This window comes from Microcoleus sp. Pol12B5 (genome assembly GCF_036701335.1).
Lineage (GTDB): Bacteria > Cyanobacteriota > Cyanobacteriia > Cyanobacteriales > Microcoleaceae > Microcoleus.
This window is the reverse complement of record NZ_JAUBQQ010000029.1, coordinates 43,699-63,236: the sequence shown is the minus strand read 5'-3', so window position 1 is coordinate 63,236 and position 19,538 is coordinate 43,699. Positions and strand designations below refer to the sequence as shown.

At 45.6% G+C, this 19,538-nt stretch carries 17 protein-coding genes and 1 pseudogene; 5 read left to right on the top strand and 13 right to left on the bottom strand.

The genetic code is table 11. The annotated features are described in order from the left end of the window. Positions 1–139: 139 nt before the first annotated feature. Positions 140–700 carry a hypothetical protein gene (locus tag QUA24_RS14905; RefSeq protein ID WP_333230554.1) on the bottom strand — a complete coding sequence of 187 codons (561 nt, stop codon included), beginning with the start codon at positions 698–700 and terminating at the stop codon, positions 140–142. A gap of 396 nt (positions 701–1,096) precedes the next feature. Here QUA24_RS14905 and QUA24_RS14900 point away from each other — a divergent pair, with 396 nt between their 5' ends. Next, entirely contained in the window at positions 1,097–2,296 is a 1,200-nt protein-coding gene (locus tag QUA24_RS14900; RefSeq protein ID WP_333230553.1) for a Coenzyme F420 hydrogenase/dehydrogenase, beta subunit C-terminal domain, read from the top strand. Positions 2,297–2,477: 181 nt separating this feature from the next. Further along, the gene (locus QUA24_RS14895) at positions 2,478–3,290 is read left to right on the top strand and encodes a leucine-rich repeat domain-containing protein (RefSeq protein WP_333230552.1); all 813 of its coding nucleotides are present in this window, start codon (positions 2,478–2,480) and stop codon (positions 3,288–3,290) included. Positions 3,291–3,409: 119 nt separating this feature from the next. Here the strand turns inward: QUA24_RS14895 and QUA24_RS14890 are convergent, their stop codons facing one another. Both QUA24_RS14890 and QUA24_RS14885 read right to left on the bottom strand, forming a co-directional pair. Next, positions 3,410–3,781, bottom strand: a complete 372-nt coding sequence (locus QUA24_RS14890) for a DUF2237 domain-containing protein (protein ID WP_333161808.1) — start codon at positions 3,779–3,781, stop codon at positions 3,410–3,412. A 49-nt stretch (positions 3,782–3,830) separates the two neighbouring features. Next, positions 3,831–4,292, bottom strand: coding sequence for a GNAT family N-acetyltransferase (locus tag QUA24_RS14885; RefSeq protein ID WP_333230551.1), 462 nt, complete (start codon positions 4,290–4,292; stop codon positions 3,831–3,833). A 236-nt stretch (positions 4,293–4,528) separates the two neighbouring features. Between QUA24_RS14885 and QUA24_RS14880 the strand changes: the two genes are divergently transcribed. After that, a complete protein-coding gene (locus QUA24_RS14880; protein ID WP_333230550.1) occupies positions 4,529–5,161 on the top strand; it encodes a Vat family streptogramin A O-acetyltransferase in 633 nt (210 codons plus the stop codon). A gap of 210 nt (positions 5,162–5,371) precedes the next feature. On the opposite strand, the gene QUA24_RS14875 is transcribed toward QUA24_RS14880, so the two are convergent. After that, the gene (locus QUA24_RS14875) at positions 5,372–6,607 is read right to left on the bottom strand and encodes a methionine gamma-lyase family protein (RefSeq protein WP_333167395.1); all 1,236 of its coding nucleotides are present in this window, start codon (positions 6,605–6,607) and stop codon (positions 5,372–5,374) included. A gap of 80 nt (positions 6,608–6,687) precedes the next feature. On the opposite strand from QUA24_RS14875, the gene QUA24_RS14870 reads away from it, so the two are divergent. Both QUA24_RS14870 and QUA24_RS14865 read left to right on the top strand, forming a co-directional pair. After that, positions 6,688–7,500 (top strand): acyl-CoA desaturase, encoded by an 813-nt coding sequence (locus QUA24_RS14870; protein ID WP_333216150.1) that lies wholly within the window; start codon positions 6,688–6,690, stop codon positions 7,498–7,500. 357 nt (positions 7,501–7,857) lie between these two features. Continuing rightward, positions 7,858–8,676 (top strand): fatty acid desaturase, encoded by an 819-nt coding sequence (locus tag QUA24_RS14865; protein ID WP_333230549.1) that lies wholly within the window; start codon positions 7,858–7,860, stop codon positions 8,674–8,676. A gap of 114 nt (positions 8,677–8,790) precedes the next feature. On the opposite strand, the gene QUA24_RS14860 is transcribed toward QUA24_RS14865, so the two are convergent. The 9 genes and pseudogenes from QUA24_RS14860 to QUA24_RS14820 form a co-directional block, all read right to left on the bottom strand. Beyond that, on the bottom strand, positions 8,791–9,636 hold the full coding sequence (locus QUA24_RS14860; RefSeq protein ID WP_333230548.1) for an ABC transporter permease: 846 nt from the start codon (positions 9,634–9,636) through the stop codon (positions 8,791–8,793). Between the two features lie 135 nt (positions 9,637–9,771). Next, positions 9,772–10,683, bottom strand: coding sequence for an ABC transporter permease (locus QUA24_RS14855; RefSeq protein ID WP_333230547.1), 912 nt, complete (start codon positions 10,681–10,683; stop codon positions 9,772–9,774). Positions 10,684–10,836: 153 nt separating this feature from the next. Further along, positions 10,837–11,967 carry a spermidine/putrescine ABC transporter substrate-binding protein gene (locus QUA24_RS14850; protein ID WP_333230546.1) on the bottom strand — a complete coding sequence of 377 codons (1,131 nt, stop codon included), beginning with the start codon at positions 11,965–11,967 and terminating at the stop codon, positions 10,837–10,839. Positions 11,968–12,146: 179 nt separating this feature from the next. Then, positions 12,147–13,277 carry an ABC transporter ATP-binding protein gene (locus QUA24_RS14845; protein WP_333161790.1) on the bottom strand — a complete coding sequence of 377 codons (1,131 nt, stop codon included), beginning with the start codon at positions 13,275–13,277 and terminating at the stop codon, positions 12,147–12,149. A gap of 256 nt (positions 13,278–13,533) precedes the next feature. Further along, on the bottom strand, positions 13,534–14,286 hold the full coding sequence (locus QUA24_RS14840) for a DUF4340 domain-containing protein (RefSeq protein ID WP_333230545.1): 753 nt from the start codon (positions 14,284–14,286) through the stop codon (positions 13,534–13,536). A 166-nt stretch (positions 14,287–14,452) separates the two neighbouring features. Continuing rightward, positions 14,453–16,504: a Gldg family protein gene (locus QUA24_RS14835; RefSeq protein WP_333230544.1), complete on the bottom strand. Its 2,052-nt coding sequence runs from the start codon at positions 16,502–16,504 to the stop codon at positions 14,453–14,455. A gap of 45 nt (positions 16,505–16,549) precedes the next feature. Continuing rightward, positions 16,550–17,452 (bottom strand): Rpn family recombination-promoting nuclease/putative transposase, encoded by a 903-nt coding sequence (locus QUA24_RS14830; RefSeq protein WP_333230543.1) that lies wholly within the window; start codon positions 17,450–17,452, stop codon positions 16,550–16,552. A 115-nt stretch (positions 17,453–17,567) separates the two neighbouring features. Continuing rightward, a complete protein-coding gene (locus QUA24_RS14825; RefSeq protein WP_333130509.1) occupies positions 17,568–18,368 on the bottom strand; it encodes an ABC transporter permease in 801 nt (266 codons plus the stop codon). 40 nt (positions 18,369–18,408) lie between these two features. Next, positions 18,409–19,538 (bottom strand): annotated as a pseudogene (locus tag QUA24_RS14820) (ATP-binding cassette domain-containing protein); the annotation flags it as partial.

Below are 19,538 nucleotides of genomic sequence, written 5' to 3'. Positions count from 1 at the left end.
TCTAATTAACTCATAATTTTGCCTGGAATATCATTCTACTATGTATTTGTGTAATTAATTCTGTCTAACTACTTAAATAAGGAATAAAGTCATTACTACAAACTTGTGAACCTGGACTTTTGCACAGTTGTTTAATATTTCAGTTGAGCTGCGTGCTCACAATAATTTTTTGCACGCGATCGACCTTAAGTTCCACAATCAAATTAGAAGCCTTTTGGTCATTGCTGTAAGTCAACCGAGTCACTCCACCCTGCACAGATTGCGACCCGTAACCGTAAGTTTTAACGACTTTTTGGCTGTTATCTCCTAGCTTCACACCATCAATTGTCAGAAACTTGGGATTGGTAGTAGAAATTAAATAAACTTTTCCCTCCCATGCTGCTACGGTCAATCTTGGGTAGGTTAGCGTACGAATCTTGCCACCGAGCCCAGATCCAGCAGCTTTAGTTTCGTCGCGCTGCGGTTTTCCCAACTTACGTTTTGCCTCTTCTACAGACATCCCCAACCGCACGCCGCCAATCCCCAGGCGCGAATAGTTCAGGGCCGCCGGCTTTTGTGTCGCGCTGAGCATTCTTTCTAGAGTCGCAACAGTTTGATTCATAGCGGGAACAGGGCCAATTAAAGCAGCAAATCCAAAGCTCGAAATCGCGAGATTCATCATGATGCCAGCGAGGGCTGTTGTCACAAACATTTTTACCATTTTTTTATAGCTTTATTTGGCTATGTATTCCCGCGATCGCCTGCTAGATCCGGATTGATACTAATAGGACTTACACAAACACTCCTAGACGCACGGCGATGCTGTGAAACCGAGTTTTTTTACCAAAACTACACAAAGAAACCCGGTTGTTACCATAACTCTTTGGTTTAACACTGAGGTATTCAGCAAGGAACCGGGTTTCTAGGGCAACCTAGGTAAGTCCTGACTAATATTTTTTAAGCTTTGAAAACCGCCAATTTCGGGCGAACCGAATTTGCTCCCGCACAAGCTTGCGTCCGCCTGGGAGGACTGAAAGAAAGAATAAAGCAGGTAAATCAACGGAAATTGCTGTGATATCCTAACAAAAGCCATATCTGCATAAAATAAGTAATTTAGATGACCGCCACCGATTCTACTAAGCACCAAAAATCCAAGGCCCTCAAACCCGGTAGCCGCCGCCCCGCTAAAGAACTGTGCAGCGAGTGCGGTTTGTGCGATACATATTACATTCATTATGTCAAGGAATCTTGTGCTTTCTTAACACAGCACATCGCGGAATTAGAAGCAGAGATTCACGGGCGATCGCGCAATCTCGACAATCCCGACGATTGGTATTTTGGAGTCAGTCAAAACATGATGGCGGCTCGGAAAAAAGAGCCGATCGAGGGCGCTCAGTGGACGGGGATCGTCAGCACAATTGCGATTCAAATGCTCGAAAAAGGAATTGTAGAAGGCGTTGTTTGCGTCCAAAATACTAAAGAAGACCGCTTTCAACCGATGCCGATAATTGCTAAAAATCGTGAAGAGATTCTCGCAGCAAAAGTCAACAAACCAACTCTCTCTCCCAATCTTTCAGTATTAGAACAAATAGAAAAATCTGGGATGAAGCGGCTGTTAGTAATTGGTGTCGGCTGTCAAATTCAAGCTTTGCGAACAGTCGAGAAAAAACTCGGTTTAGAAAAGCTCTACGTTTTGGGAACTCCCTGCGTCGATAATGTCAGCCGCGCAGGCTTGCAGAAATTCCTAGACACGACTAGCCGTTCTCCTGAAACGGTAGTGTCTTACGAGTTTATGCAAGATTTTAACGTTCACTTCAAACACGAAGATGGTTCGGAAGAAAAAGTGCCTTTTTTTGGCTTGAATACTAAGGAATTGAAAGATGTTTTTGCTCCTTCTTGTTTGAGCTGTTTTGATTATGTGAATTCTTTAGCAGATTTAGTTGTGGGCTACATGGGCGCGCCCTTTGGCTGGCAGTGGATTGTGGTGCGAAATGACACCGGGCAAGAAATGTTAGATTTGGTAACGGATCAGCTAAATACTCAGCCGGTGATGTCTAAGGGAAACAGAAAAGAGGCGGTTCAGCAAAGCATTCCTGCTTATGAAAAAGGAGTGACTTTGCCGATGTGGGCGGCGAAGTTAATGGGAGTTTTTATTGAGAGAATTGGGCCGAAGGGTTTGGAATATGCTCGGTTTTCGATTGATTCTCATTTCACTCGCAATTATCTGTATGTGAAGCGCAATTATCCTGAGAAATTAGAGGCTCATGTGCCGGAATATGCTAAGCGGATTGTGGGGCAGTATAAGTTGCCTGAGTGAGGTGATTAGGAGAGTTTTTAAGAGGTATTTTGCAGGGACATGATATTGCCCTCTTTCCTTCAGTCCGGCAGGGGTTCAAACCTCTGCCTCAAAGCTTAAGTCCTTTGAAAAAAACTGAATCAATTATTGGTTGTGTTTGTGGTGCAAGATGGCTTTAACTTTCAATTAGATATATAAGATTATGACACTTATAGTGGCACAGAAATATATCAATTTACCAAGGTCGATCGCACTTACTTGTTGTGTGCTTCTAGCATTATCTGGAAATGGACTGTCTGCGAAGGCTGCAGAAGTGCGAGTGGAAAACAGAACATTTGCTGACTGGTGTCGCGAAAAAGCTGATTTGAGTCCAGAAGCTAAACACACTGTTGAGGTGCTGTTGCAGCAAGCAGGGACTACTGAGTGCGATGCGGCTAATCAGAAACTTTCTCTTCTCAGGGAACTCAACCTCCAGAACAATCAAATCAGCGACATCAAACCGCTAGAATCCTTAACCAACCTAACGGAGATCAACCTCCAGAACAATCAAATCAGCGACATCAAACCGCTAGAATTCTTGACTAACCTGACTGAGCTAGTCCTCAGCTTCAATCACATCAGCGATATCAAACCCTTAAAATCCTTGACTAACCTGACTGATCTCATCCTTAGCTTCAATCAAATCAGCGACATCAAACCGCTAGAATCCTTGACTAACCTGACTTATCTCAACCTCCAGAACAATCAAATCAGCGACATCAAACCGCTAGAATCCTTGACTAACCTGGCTTTGATCGTCCTTGGCTTCAATCACATCAGCGATATCAAACCGCTAGAATCCTTGACTAACCTGATTGAGCTTGACCTCAACTTCAATGAAATCAGCGACATCAAACCGCTAGCCTCTTTGACTAACCTGATTGAGCTTGACCTCATGGAAAATCCGATCGCCCCTAAAACTTGCCCTCTCAAGCCAGAGTCTATCTGTAAGTGGGAACCACAAACTAAACCATAAAAGTTTACAGTGACGCCCGATCGCACTTAAATATTTCTGTTACGAAGGATAAATTTGCTATTCATCAGAAAAACCCGATCGCCCTTATTGACTAAAAGCGATCGCACACCCACATCCTCCTACAAATCAGCAGCATGGTGCTTCAATTCATCCAAAGAAACGTATTCCAAAGTCAGGGCGTGAGTCGCACCCAAAACCACAAGCGGCGCACATCCCGCATCCATTGCTTCCTTCCAGCGAGAAGCGCACAAACACCAGCAATCCCCAGGCTTCAAACCGGGAAAGTTAAATTCGGGAACCGGAGTGCTCAAATCATTTCCATTCGACTTGGTGAATTGCAAAAACTCTTCTGTAAGTTGAGCACAAACAGTGTGAGCCCCAAAGTCGCCACCACCTGTATTGCATTTGCCGTCCCGATAATATCCTGTCATTGGGGAAGTGCAGCAAGTCTCTAACTTTCCGCCCAGCACATTTGTAGCTTCCGTCACCATCGCAACTCCTGGATAAAACTCTTCGATCTAATTTTACACAAATCGTTGTTTATATATTTTTTTCCATCGCAAAGTTGATGAATTTTTGTCCTCTGCGTTCTACTTCTTGTTTTCTAATCACAATAAATCCCTGGCTTTCAAAAAAAGGTCTAGCTGTAATGCTGGCTTCGGTAAATAACTTGTTAATTCCTAAATCTTTGGCTTTTGACTCAATTTGTTTTAAAATTAGTCTGCCAACTCCTTGTCTTTGAAAATCTTGATGACAGTAAAAGCGATCGATATGGCCGCTTGCTTCTAATTCCCCAAAACCTGCAATTTTCTCACCCTCTTCTGCTACGAAAGTAAATTTACTGCTTAAACTTTTAGTCCAACTTTCAATATCGATATCGGCTGGAGCCCAAGCATCTACTTGTGCTTTTGTGTAATCGCGGATGTTTACTTCGTGTACGGTGTCGTAAAACAGTTTTACAATTTGTTGGGTATCACCGATTTCGTAGGTTCGTACTCTCATAAATTATCTCACTGCGATCGCTTGTTTAATATTAATTTGGGATTTTTAACCGCTTCGCAACACGGATGGATGTTGGCTTTTACCATTTTGTCTCATTTCTTGCAGGGCGATCGACCCCAAATTTCTCGCCCACCCCTTGACAAACTCTATTAGTCTATGTTAATGAAGCAGAAGCAAACCTAACTCGGATTAACAGTACATCAATCCAGCCGCTTAACGAATAAAGCTTGAAACTTATGACACAAATTGGGCCCGATCCAAACCGACCCTATCCGATGGCCGATCAGCGGCGTGTATGCTTCATCAAAAACTTTATTAAATCCCCCAACATTATCGTCGGCGATTACTCATATTACGACGATCCAATAGAACCAGAAAACTTTGAAAAAAATGTACTTTATAACTATGGAAACGATCGATTAATTATTGGCAAATTTTGTGCGATCGCCACCAACGTCAAATTCATCATGAACGGTGCAAATCACAAACTCGACGGCATTTCAACTTACCCTTTTCCGGTTTTTGGCAACGGTTGGGAAACAGCCATGAATTTATTAATGGAACTGCCAACTAAAGGCGATACCGTCATTGGCAATGATGTTTGGATCGGCTATGAATCCATGATTATGCCCGGAGTCAAAATCGGCGACGGTGCCGTTATTGCTGCCAAATCCGTTGTAGTAAAAGACATTCCCCCTTACACCGTTGTGGGTGGAAACCCCGCCCATCCAATCAAACAGCGTTTTAGCGATGGTGAAGTTGCAGAACTATTAGAAATTAGGTGGTGGGATTGGGAAATAGACAAGATTTCGCGCAATGTCAGCATAATTATGCAATGCAATATTCAAGCACTCAAAAAAGCCGAGTAAACTCGCAAATACAGCGATATTAATTTTAACTCTGCTTCTGTGTACCGATGCCGGCGCGATCGAAGGCGAACCCACTCCCAGCAGCCGACCCCGGATACATCTTCTAATCTGCGTTCATCAGCGTCAATCTGCCTGCATCTGCGGTCAAAAAATCCCCAAAAATCACCATGAAAACCCAGAGATACCCCGGTACAGCACCGCCCCTACAACTTACTTATTAGCGGGGCCCACAGCCTCGATCGCATCCTCCAGGGCGATCGATACATGAGTCCAATGAGTCCCCCCCTGACAAAAAGCCACGTAAGGCTCCCGCAGAGGCCCGTCAGCCGAAAACTCCGACGTACTCCCATCAATAAAAGTACCCCCAGCCATCACTAACTGACTTTCATACCCGTGCATCGGAGCCGGCACGGGATCTAAATAGGAACCAACGGGAGAGTTTTGCTGAACGGCGCGACAAAAAGCAATTAACTTATCAGCAGAACCGAATTCGATCGCCTGAATCACATCTCGTCTTCTGGCCAAAGGCATAGGATTCACTCGATAACCCAACTTATAAAAAACATAAGCCGTCAAATGATTGCCCTTCATCGCCTCTCCCACACAACCGGGAGCCATAAACAAACCCTGAAACAGCAACCGATTCAAATCAAAAGTTGCACCGCCGCTGCTGCCGATTCCCGGCGCCGTCAAGCGACAAGTTGCCGCCTCCACTAAATCAGCCCTGCCGGCCACGTAACCGCCCGCAGGGACGATCGTACCCCCCGGATTTTTGATTAAAGAACCAGCCATCAGATCGGCACCCACAGCAGTAGGTTCGCAATCATCCACAAACTCCCCGTAACAATTATCAACAAAGCAAATTGTGTTAGGATTCTGATGTTTGACTATGGCGACGATTTTTTCAATCTCAGAAATAGACAAACTCGACCGCCAAGAATAGCCGCAAGAGCGCTGGATAAAAACCAGGCGAGTCTTTGCTGAAATAGTAGAGCTCAATGCGTGCCAATCCAAACTTCCTTCGCGAGTTAGAGGCAACTCACGGTAACTAATGCCAAACTCAACAAGTGAACCTTGACCTTGCCCCCGCAAGCCGATCACTTCTTCTAAAGTATCGTAGGGAGAACCAGCCACTGCCAACATTTCGTCACCAGGACGCAGGATGCCAAAAAGAGCACAGGCGATCGCGTGAGTACCCGAAACAAACTGTACCCGGACAGCCGCGGCCTGGGCCCCTACCACTTCGGCAAACACCCCGTCCAAAGTCTCCCGACCCAAATCATCGTGGCCGTAACCCGTAACCCCTGCAAAATGGTGGACTCCAACCCGGTGGCTGCGAAAAGCTTTTAAGACTCGTTGAAGATTTTGCTTGACTGTAGTGTCAATACCAGAAAAAATCTGAAAGAGTGCCTGTTCTGCTTCCTGTAGCCGTGAAACGCTATTCATCTATACCTCGCTCACCCTTTGCGTGCGCGCTGTTCATTATGGCGTAGATGCGGCCCCTAGTTTGTAAACATAATATATTCATGACGATTGCAACTTCCAAAAAAACTTCTCCTGATTGGCCTGTCGTAGGCTTTATGGCCTTTCTGCACATCGGTGCTTTATTTGCTTTGCTGCCGGGTAATTTTAGCTGGTCTGCGGTCGGGCTAGCAGTCTTCCTGCATTGGGTAACAGGTGGTTTAGGAATTACTCTCGGATATCACCGCCTCGTCACCCACCGCAGTTTTCAAACACCGAAATGGCTAGAGTATTTTCTAGTTATTTGCGGTACCCTTTCCTGTGAAGGTGGCCCGATCGACTGGGTAGGAATGCACCGGTTACACCACATACATTCCGACACCGAAACAGATCCCCACGATTCCAATCAAGGCTTCTGGTGGAGCCACATGGGCTGGATGCTCTCGGATCTCCCGATCAGAGTGGAAATCCCCCGCTTTACTAAAGACATCGGCGACGACCCAGTATACAAGTTTCTCCAAGCATATTTTATCCCCATCCAAGTCGTCTTCGGTGTGTTGCTTTATTTATTAGGCGGCTGGTCTTTCGTGGTTTGGGGCGTGTTTATGCGGATCGTGGTGGTGTTCCACTGCACTTGGCTTGTTAACAGCGCTACCCACAAATTTGGCTACCGCACCTACGAGTCGGGCGATCGATCGACCAACTGCTGGTGGGTTGCCCTGCTCACCTACGGCGAAGGCTGGCACAATAACCACCACGCCTTTCAATACTCGGCGCGCCACGGTCTCCAATGGTGGGAAATCGACTTCACCTGGATGACAATTCAACTGCTGCAAGCACTTGGTTTGGCAACCAAAGTGAAATTAGCAGAAAAATAGCATGGGCAATGAGTCATGGGTTGTCGGTCATCAGTTCTGGACTAATGGCTCGTGACCAATGCCTCATCCTGTTTTTGCGAGCGGTATAGGTTGGGTTGAAGTAAGCTCGAATCATGTAGTGCGATCGACCCAACCAAAACCAGAATCAGTTATAATATAATTGGGAACAAAAAATTTTGTTTGGCAGCCAAATTTTTTATTTTCAAAATACAACCGTAAATTTTTTTCAATCCTAATCCCAAATCTATCATTGATTCTTTATTAGTTTGGGCAAGTGTGCAGCAAAAAAGTTCACTGCTCAATCCAAACTATTATGCGTGAATCCCGGTCGGCATCTCATCAGAAATCAAAAAAAGAATGACAATAGCAACGCAAGAAAAACTCCAATACAATTGGAAGCACGTTATTAGTTTAGCAGGACTTCATATCGGCGCTTTGTTCGCCCTGCTACCAAGTAACTTCAATTGGACAGCAGTTGGTTTAACAGTATTCATGCACTGGATAACCGGCGGTTTGGGAATAACTCTCGGATGGCATCGTATGCTCACCCACCGCAGTTTTCAGACACCAAAATTCGTCGAATATTTTCTAGCATTTTGTGGAGCCCTTGCCTGTCAAGGAGGAATAATTGATTGGGTTGGGCTGCACCGATTGCACCACACCCACTCTGACCAAAATGCGATCGACCCTCACAATGCCCAAAAGGGTTTTTGGTGGAGTCATATTGGCTGGATGCTATATAAAGGTCCAGCTCACGCTGAAATTTCCCGCTGTACAAAAGACATTTCGAGCGATCCATTTTACCAATTTTTGCAAAACTACTTTCTCCCGATGCAAATCGTCTTTGGCGTCTTGCTTTACTTAGCAGCAGGCTGGCCGTTTGTAGTGTGGGTAATTTTTGTACGCTTAGTTTTGGTGTATCACTGCACCTGGTTTGTTAACAGCGCCACTCACAAATTTGGCTACCGCACCTACGAAACAAACGATAGTTCTACTAACTGTTGGTGGGTGGCTGTCTTGACTTACGGCGAAGGCTGGCACAACAACCACCATGCTTATCAATACTCTGCGCGTCACGGAATGGAATGGTGGGAAATTGACTTCACTTGGATGACAATTCAAGTTTTGGAAGCACTAGGTTTGGCTACTAAGGTGAAATTACCAGCAGCAAAATAGCAGCAATTGGGTCCTAGACGCCGAACCTATGTAGGCTGCGTAGTTCGCACCTTACCGCTTCAGAAACCCGGTTTCTTAAAGAAACCGGGTTTTTTGGTGACCAATAACCTATGACTAATGAGCCCGTTTTTGCTCGCCCCGGCCGCGCAAATATTCCGCTAAAAATGCCAATCCTCCCGAACCTACTATCAACAGCACGCTGAGAGCATTAATATCCGGTTTTACTCCAGTCCGAATCCGGCTAAAAATTTCCATCGGCAGAGTTGTAGTCCCGCTACCTGCGGTAAAACTCGCAATCAAAAAATCGTCCATGCTGAGGACAAAAGACAGCAGACAACCTGAAACAATTCCGGGTATTAATTGAGGGAGCAAAACCTGAATAAAAGCTTCAACAGGCGTTGCACCCAAATCCAAGGCAGCCTCTTCTAAATACGGGTTTAAATCGGCCAATCTAGTAGAAACAGCTAGGGCGATGTAAGCCAGACAAAACACAATGTGAGCGGCGACAATTGTCCACAAACTCAGAGGAATAGCCAGCGCCGCTAAAAATACCAGAGTAGCAACTGCGGTCGCAATATCTGGAATAATAATCGGCAAGTAGGAGACTCCTTGATATAAACTCTTGCCAAGAAAGCGGTAGCGGGCTAAACCAACGGCCATCAAAGTGCCAAGTACGGCCGAGATTGCAACTGCACAAACAGCAACTGTTAAACTGTTTCTCAGGGCAACTAAAATCCGCGTATCGCTAAATAATTTAACGTACCAATCTAAAGTAAATCCTTCCCAGCCGGCGCTAAAACGCGATTTGTTAAAGCTGTAAAATGTGAGTACCAGGATGGGCAGGTACATATAAAAAAACATCACAACGGCAAATATCACCTGCCAAGAAATCTTAAATTTAGGTTTTAAGTACATATCGGCTTGTATTTCCTCCTGTGGATTTTCGGCTGTCTTTTCCATTTCTCGGTAATCGGTAATTGGTAATTGTTAATTCGTTAGGATTGTTTTCTTCCTTCTTCCATCGGACTGACAGCCGTCACATCCGTTACATCCGTTATATAATCCGTTGCCGAACTTCCTTCTTCCTTAAACATCCTAAACTGCATTACGATCGCCATATTTGAGTAAAAGGGCAATTCCGATACTCACTGCAAAGATTAATACCATACTCAGAGCCGAACCCAGCCCCCAATTTTGAGTCGCCCCCAAAAACTGATTGTAAATCAAACGAGCTGCGGTCATACTCGAAGCTCCACCGAGCAACTCTGGATCGACAAAATCGCCCAAACTGCTAATAAATACTAGCAAAGAACCCGCAGCAATTCCCGGCATCGTCTGAGGTACTGTGACTTTCCAGAAAGTTTCCACTGGATTCGCACCCAAATCCTGAGATGCTTCTAACAACCTGCGGTCTAACTTTTCCAAAGAAGCGTAGAGAATTGTCACGATATAAGGCAAATAACTGTAAGCCATGCCGATTAAAACTGCGGAACTTTGATTAAGCAATTCCAGAGGAGGAATGCCTAGAAGTGCCAGCAGCGAGTTGAGAACCCCCGTAGGACGCAGAATTGTAATCCAAGCATATGATCGCAACAGCGAAGAAGTCCACAGCGGCAACACAAACCCTAACAAAGTTAAATTCCGCCACTTTTTCGAGACATTGAGGGCGATCCAGTAAGCGACGGGAAATCCCAGCAGCAAACACAGAATAGTAGTCCCCGTTGCAAAATAGAGCGATCGACCCATCACCTGCAAATTCAGCGGCTCAAACACTCGCAGGTAATTGCCGATTCCCGAAGGATTCACCAAATCTCCTGGCTTAATATTCGGCACCAAACTAAGCTGAAAAATCACCAGGGTTGGTATGACTAATAATAAAAGCAGCAACAATCCAGAAGGGCCGAGCAATGCCAATGGCACAGCCCACGCCGACCAGGGGGAAACAGTTTCAGCCTTCAATGGAGAATTGGGAGGAATAGGAGGGGGAGTTCTAGTTGAAACAGCCATAGATCAATTTTTTTGAGTTTTTAACCGCTGATGAACGCGGATTAACGCGGATATAATACGGATAGAGTGGGATATCTGCTGTAGGGGGGCGGGTTTATGTAAATATTGGGTAGAATCAGAGATTGCCTGTAAAACCCGCCCTAGGTTTGATGATTAGCCGCTGGTTAATTGAGTCCAATAGCGATCGTACACTTCCATAAATTTCCCTACCGGAGCCACACCTTCGCACTTTTTCAAAATATCTTCCGAAGGGAAAAGAATCTCGTTTTCGCGGACTTCCGGCGTCAACAAACTAAAAGCATCTTCCGAAGGAGTTGAAAAACTGAGCCGCTCTACTAAAGAAGCAGCGACATCGGCTTGCAGGAGAAAGTTAATCCATTTATAAGCTGCTTCGGGATTGGGAGCACCTTGAGGAATTACTAAAGTGTCAGTCCACAGAGAAGAACCGCTTTTGGGGACGATATACTTCAATTTATCGTTATCTGAAATTACTTCATTAGCATCAGAAGAATAACACATAGCTACTTTCAAATCCCCCGTCAGCATTTGAGGCCGCCAAGCATCAGTAGTAAAAGATGCGATCGCCGGTTTGAGTTCCACCAACTTTTCGTAAGCTTGTTTCACTTGGTCTTGGTTCGTAGAATTCAGAGAATAGCCCAGCATCCGCAACGCAGCGCCCATGACTTCTCGAACATCACTCGCCAGCGTCATTCGCTTTGCTAACTCCTGTTTGTGCTGCCACAAATACTCCCAATCTTCAGGAGCTTCTTTGAGTTGTTCGGTGTTGTAAATCAAGCCTGTGGTGCCCCAACTCAAAGGCACGCTGTAGCGGTTTCCTGGGTCATAGACAGGGTTTTGAAACTGTTTTTTGAGCCGATCGAGTCCGCCCAAAATCGAGTGGTCTAATGGGCTCAACAGCCCAAGTTCCGTCATTTGAACCACCATGTAGTCAGATGGGTAAATGATGCTGTAGGCGCGGGCGCCACCAGCTTGAACTCTCGCCAGCATCTCTTCGTTGGAGCTAAACACGTCTGCCACTACGCGAATGCCAGTTTTTTCGGCAAAGCGATCGAGCAAAGCTTCATCGGTATAGCCTGCCCAAGTATAGATGAAAAGTTTGTCTGCCGCACCTTTGACAGGAGGAGCAGATTGTACGTCTGCAAGTCGCCAGCCACAACTCGAAAGAGCTAAACCGGAAATTGTCGCCGCCGAATTTTTTAGGAACTGACGGCGTGTAGAATTAGCCGGGAAAATCCTGGAAATTGGTAAGTTAGTCGGAGGCACAGTTAGATTTTAGATTTTAGATTTTAGATTTTAGATTTGGAGATTGAAGATTGAAGATTGAAGATTGGGGAATTGGGAATTGGGAATTGGGAATTGTCGTATGTTATTTGTTAGGAGAACCCACCACCAACAAATAACCAATGACTAATGACTAATACCAACTACCAACTGCCAACAGACTAATTCCGATCGGTCAAAGCGAGACAATCAGTAGTTCCCCAATAAGCGTAAATTGGCGTGTGCGGATCTGGGAAAGAACCGCCAGTATTTGGCTGGCGCACAGTAATTTTATCGCCCGAAGCCAACTCAACGACGTAATGAACGTGCGTGCCCATGTACATAGTATTTTTGAGCCGCCCTTCAAAACAGTTGACTGACACTTCCGGCTGGTAGAGATTCAAATATACTTTTTCCGGCCGAACGCTGACCACAACAGAGTCGCCTGTGACACCATTCCACATATCCGACTGCTGAACGATTATTTTCAGATTGGCTGATGTGCGAACTGTGATAGTCGATCGGTCGATAGATTCTACCGTACCAGCAAACAAATTCGTATCGCCAATAAAATCGGCCACAAAAGCCGTCTGCGGACACTCATAAATTTCTTCAGGAGAGCCAATTTGCTCAATCCTGCCCTCGTGCATCACCGCAATCCGGTCAGACAGACTCATCGCCTCTTCTTGGTCGTGAGTCACCATCACAAAAGTCAAACCCAATTCTTGATGCAAATTCGACAGTTCCAACTGCATCTGCTTCCGCAACTTCAAATCCAGAGCACCGAGGGGTTCGTCCAGCAGCAAAACCGCCGGTCTATTTACCAAAGCTCTCGCCAAAGCCACCCGCTGCTGCTGGCCGCCCGACATTTGACCGGGAAACCTGTTGGCGAAAGATTCCATTTTCACCAATTGCAAAACTTCCCGTACCCGTTCTTCAATTTCTGCTTTACCCAGTTTTTTGATCCGCAATCCAAAAGCGATATTGTCCCAGACATTCATGTGTCCGAACAAAGCATAGCTTTGAAACACAGTATTTACCGGACGGCGGTAAGCTGGAGTGTTGGTCATCGACTGGCCACGAATCATCAATTCGCCCGCCGAGGGAGTCTCGAACCCAGCGATTAAGCGCAGCGTCGTAGTCTTGCCGCAGCCACTCGGCCCGAGGATGCTAAAAAATTCTCCTTGGCGGATGTTGAGGTCTACTCCGCGGACTGCGGTTTCGCCATTAAATACCTTAAATACCTTGCGGAGTTCAACGTCAAGCGCTGTATCCGTTGCTGTCGTACCTTGGTTGAGTGCTGTCTGAAACATATTCGCCCTTTCCTGGGGGTAATGCACGCCACTTAAATACAGTTTAAGTTTAGACTTTTCTGTATTTTAGGTGAGGAATGTTGGATGTAACAGGTTTTGGGATTTGTTCTTTAAATTCTATCCCAGAGTGCACCATTGTCAGCAACAGGCTTTCGGGCCTGTTTCAGAAGAAAATTCACTCTTTGTGAAACAGGCATTTTGCCTGTTCATAAAAGGCTTATTGAGAATGGTGCAACATCTCAGATCAACTGGGCATCTATTTATTGTCTGGACTGGGCGTGGGAGAGGGTTTTTGCGGTTTCTCTGTTTTGGGTTCTTCTGCTTTTTTCCACTCTGACAAAGGTCGCTGGACGGCATTTTTAAAGTCAAAAGGCACTAGCAGCACGGGCAAATTTTGGGCGGAATTTTGAGTGGGCGCTTCTGGCGGATTGGCTTGAGCGTACAAGAAGCGGCCGCTAAAGTCTGTTTTGCCTAAAACTAGGCGGTGAGTTTCCTGGTTGTCCAGTTTTACTGTGACTGTAGCTTGGGGTTGGTCGAGACCGAATTCTGGCAGTTGAGCAGCAGTAGTATTAATCGTGCGATCGCTCTTTCCTGTTGCCAGTCTGTCTAGCAAAAAATCCACCGATGCCTGACTGGCGTGTGCTTGCACTGGCAATTTCATTTCCCAGCTAGACTTGCCTCCTTTTGTAGCATAAACTCGCTCAAAAGTCAATATTTTTTCGGAAGTTTTGACTGTAAAGAATTGTACGCGATCGGAGTTAAAAGCAAAAATTTTCTGTTTTTCTTCCTTAGCGGCTTCCTGTTTCGGAGATACTTGCATCTCGAACAAAGCAACCAACCCAGTCATACTAAGCGCGACGGCTATCAATACTAATGTATTTTTCTGCAATTTCATAATAACTGAGAATTGGGCATTGGGAATTGGGAATTGGGAATTGGGAATTGGGCATTGGGCATTGGGAATTGGGCATTGGGAATTGGGGAGTTTGTTATTAATAACAACTGACAACTGTCAACTGACAACTGTCAACAGTCAACAGTCAACTGACAACTGTCAACTGTCAACTGTCAACTGACAACTGTCAACAGTCAACAGTCAACTGACAACTGTCAACTGACAACTGTCAACTGTCAACTGACAACTGTCAACAGTCAACTGACAACAGTCAACTAACTTATCTTCTCTTCCACCAGATAGCGCCGCCAATTCCCAGTCCGAGTAAAGGCCACATTAGCCAAGCTAACACCAGCAATCCTACTTGGAGGGCAGTCATGTTAATGCGGCGGTTAGTAGCTTTTTTCGGACTGATAGAAAAGCTTTGCTGGTCTGGTTTACTCAACCAACTGACTGAATTGAGAAACACGTCGCTATTGAGTTGTTGGTCAAACCAACCGTTAGTCACGAATTGAGATGTGCCAATTACTACCATTCGCGGTGTTTTTATAGGAGTTGAAGGCGCGGAAGGAGTTGCGGTTGGACTGGGAGATGCTGTGGGAGATGCTGCCGGTGTTGGCGAAGTCGTCGGTAATGCTGGAGGCGTTGCTTCTTGCGAGACAATCACCGAATAGCTGATTGGGGAAGCTGTTGGCGAAGTTGTCGGTGAGGGTGAATCTATCGGCGATGGGGAAGTTGTCGGTGATGGGGAAGTTGTCGGTAATGGGGAAGTTGTCGGTGATGGGGAATCTGTCGGTGATGGGGAAGTTGTCGGTGATGGGGAATCTGTCGGTGATGGGGAAGTTGTCGGCGATGGGGAAGTTGTCGGCGATGGGGAAGTTGTCGGTGATGGGGAAGTTGTCGGTGATGGGGAAGTTGTCGGTGATGGGGAATCTGTCGGTGATGGGGAATCTGTCGGCGATGCTTGGGGTGAAGGCGATGGCGTTGCCGGTGATGCTTGGGGTGAAGGCGATGGCGAAGTTGGTGTTGGTGAAGGTGAGGGCTTTAAGGGAGTGCTGTCAGTTGACGATCGAACTAAAGCTACACCTAATAATAGCGGGCCTTGTCGATCGGTCTTCTGATCAAACTCCAATTTCTTAGTCGTCAAATCGCTTTCCGCCCAACTTTCCTGACTCGTCCAAATCAGCGGTTTTTCCTCTATCCCTGCTACTGGAGAGGTTTCCAAAGCACGCGCAAATGGATAAAATGAAATACCGTTGCCAAAACTTTGAGTAATCGGATGTTCACCGTAGCGCCTGACCGTGGGAACCGTGGGGCCCAGGCCAAATCTTTGACCAGTGCCCGAAGCATCGATGGCCAAACGGGCGTCTAGTTTTACGCCCCATTCTTCCAGAAATTTGCCCAATCCCGTATCAATTGCCGGGTCTACCATTAACAATAAACTGCCGCCGCGATCGAGATAAGCTCTTAGTGCTTTAATTTCTGTATCGGAAAACGGTTTGTCCTGCCCCGGAATGATTAAAGCATCTGCATCTTCTGGAACTTCTTTGCGGTCGGTCAAATTCAGCGTTTGGGCGTTGTAGTATTTATCTTTCAAAGCTTTTTCAGCTTGCTGAATTCCGCCTTGACCTTCCTTTATCGGGCGGGCTCCTTTGCCTTGCAAAAAGTAAACTGTAGCAACGCGAGTGCTCAGGATTTCTTCTAAGGCATTGGTCAGTTTGATCTCTGAAAGACCTTGATTTGGGTCGCTACCAAAAGCAGTGCCACCTTTTTGCAGAACTTGTTTTTTGTCGCCGGATTGCAGGTAAACTTCTCCGATGCTAGTAATACTAAATTCCCGCGCTTTTCCAGGTTGGGTCTGCGGGTCAACAAACTCGAATTGGAACTTTTCGCCTCCCTCGCGTTTGTAGCTTTGCAGCAATTCTTTAATTTGGGGGTTTTGGATGGGGTCAAATACCCAAACTTTGACTGTTTGTTGCAGGTTTCGCAGTATTTGTTGAGTCTGCGGGGCAAGGGTAAATTGTTGGCTTTCGGTTAAGTCGATGCGGACGGGATAGCGAACGGCTATGAAGTTAATTACTCCGAGAATCACAAAGACGGCGAGGGTAGCAATTAGGGCGTTGGTGCTGGCTTGAGTGGAACGCTGCCCCCAAAAGCTTTGTTCGTAACTCAAATATAGCAGCCAAAGTGCGATCGTCACTGCTCCGGCAATAACTAAACCGACTGTCAGGGGGTCCCATACTCCAGATACAAGTGCTGCTGTTACCCCCGCAGCGATGAGGAGGGGGCCCAGCAAAAAAACATATTTCCAATTTGTTTTGCTAATTTTCATAACGTAAATAATTGAGGGGAAAATTTCCGGATCGAGGATGTTATTCTATATTGCATTAGCCTGCAACCATGCTGTTAAATCTGACGGCTTGTTGAAATCCAGCACGGCATCTCCTAGTTCTTCTAATTCCTGTATACCTAATTGACGGATGCTGTTTTCAGTTTCCGGTTGTATTGTGCCTAAACGCTTCACTAGCTGACGCAATATTAACGATAGTTGAGCAGTTTTTGTCACCTGTTCTCTGGCCACATCTATGGCAATCTGCTGGTCTTGAATCCACAGTTCTTGCTTCTGCAATTCATTTAATTCTTCCTGAGTGAAGTTTTCCTCGCTGGCAATTCTAAAAGCTTTCTGAATTTCGGGAACTGCACTGAGTGTTTCTGGTACTGTCTCCAGAGTGCTGGCCTTTTCGAGAAAGTAAATCCATTGCTCTGCGGTTGTTTCTAATTCTGCTAATTCCTTGCTAAATTTTGGCAGTTCGATAAATACTAATTCTATTGCAGTATCTGGACACTCAAACTGTTGCTCTTTTTCTTGAAAAACAAACCGCGACAAAAAATCTGGCTGATTTTCAAACATTTCAAAGTCGGCAATTTTCAAGGAAATTACTGTTTTTAGTCTTTCGTAGCGTTCTTTTCCTGTTAATTGCTGGCTGTAGCTTTTAGCAGCGTTGTACAAAACTCTGTTCCCAAAGGAAGGCACGTTAATCAGTTGAATTTCAACTAGGGCGATTCTCCCACCGTTAATTGTGGCTTTGACATCTAGGTGTGTGTCTTGGGTTGCGAGATTTTGAGGTTCTGGTTGGGAGTCGATTATTTCTAAGTCTTCGATGATCGGCTGTGCTTCATAAAGGATGGCGTTTAAAAAATTAATCAGGATGTCTTTGCTGTCGCTGGAACCGAATATTTTTTTGAACGCAAAGTCGATTTTGGGATTGATAAATCTCATTGTTTGAGGTATTTTGTAGAATGATTAACAGGGAAAAAATAACCTTCCCTTTTTTCTTTACTTCTCTTTACTTTGGCAAAAATAACCTTCTCTGTCTCTGCCTTACCTAATGTTTTTAAGAACGCTGATATCGCAAGGCATCGATGGATTGGGCGGTCAGAAATACTCCTAAAATGATGTAACTGGCAAACATAATTAAACTGCTGGTATCGAAAACTCCCTTGACAAGATTGGTGTAATTTGTTAACAGCGACAAATGTCCTAATGCTGTTCCGAATGGGCCACCGATACTGACGGCGACTGCATCGATCACCCAGAGAAATAATACTAGAGTGAAGGTGAGGATGGCTGATAAAATTGTGCTGTCGGTGAGGGAGGAAATAAACATTCCGAGGGACAATACTCCTGCTGCTAGTAAGATTAAGCCGCCGTGTCCTAGCAGAAGAACTCCGGGGGGTACGGGCGGGGTTGAGGAACTGAGGGCGATCGCCTCGCAGAACAGCAGGGGCAGCAACATTGTGGTATAAAATGTTAAAACGCCGAGGAGTTTGCCGGTAGCAACTGCCCAGTTTGTTAAGGGCGATGTGGCTAATAGTTCTAAGGTTCCGCGTTTGCGTTCTTCTGCGTAAAGTCCCATTGAGAGTGCGGGTAGTACGAACAGTGAAAGGGAACCCATGATTCGCAGAAATAGTTGCAGGAATTCGTAGGCTACGTCAATGGGAGGTTCGGTAATTCCCATTTGGTCTCGCTGGCCGATTTGGGGAATTAACCCGTCGGGGGCGAGGAGGATGGCTATTAAAAAGTAGCCGGTGATTAGCCAAAAGACTGCTGCGATGGCATAGGCTAATGGCGAGGCAAAATAGCTTTGTAGTTCTTTGCGGTAAATTGCGACAATATTACTAATCATTACTAACATTTAGGAATTGGGAATGGGTAATTGGCTATTGGTAATTGGTTCATTCTGAGTCGCCTGCGGGTGGTGTTTCGCTGCTGTCGCTATCCTGTTTTTTTCTTTCTATTTGTCGCTTTTTGGTAACAGGTGGCTGTTCTGGTTGAGAATCGCTACTCGGTTGTGGCTTTTTTTTAAGTGGCCGATTTTTTACAACTGGTTGGGATTCGGGTTGAGAACGTTCGATCGACTTTGGTGTATCTAAAATCGGTTCGGATTCGGGTTGAGGATGTTCGATCGACTTTGGTGTATCTAAAATCGGTTCGGATTCGGGTTGAGAACGTTCGATCGACTTTGGTGTATCTAAAATCGGTTCGGGTTCGGGTTGAGAACGTTCGATCGACTTTGGCGCATCTAAAATCGGTTCGGATTCTGGCTGAGAAAGTTCGATCGACTTTGGCGCATCTAAAATCGGTTCGGATTCTGGCTGAGAAAGTTCGATCGACTCTACCATTTGAACAATCAGCAGATTTTCGACAATCGGTTCTAGTTGAGGATGTTCGATCGACTCTACGGTTTCTGAAACTTGCAGATTTTGGACAATCGGTTCTGGTTGAGAATGCTCGATCAATTCTACTGTTTCTACAATGAGCAAATTTTCGACAACTGGTTCTAGTTGAGAATAGTCGATCGACTCTACGGTTTCTGAAACTTGCAGAGTTTCGACAATCGGTTCGGGTTGAGAATGCTCGATCTGCTCTACCATTTGAACAATGAGCTGATTTTCGACAACCCGTTCTGGTTGAGAAGGCTCGATCGACTCTACCGTTTCTGAAACAACGGGCAGATTTTCGACAACCTGTTCTGGTTGAGGATGTTCGCTCGACTCTACTGTTTCGACAATGAGCAAATTTTCGACAACTGGTTCTAGTTGAGAATAATCGATCGACTCTACCGTTTCTGAAACTTGCAGATTCTCGACAATCGGTTCTGTTTGAGGTTGCTCGATCGACTCTACTGTTTCGACAATCAGCAGATTTTCGACAACCGATTCTGGTTGAGGTTGCTCGCTCAACTCTACTGTTTCGACAATCAGCAGATTCTCGACAACTGGTTCTGGTTGAGGTTGCTCGATCGACTCTACTGTTTCGACAATCAGCAGATTTTCGACAACCGATTCTGGTTGAGGTTGCTCGC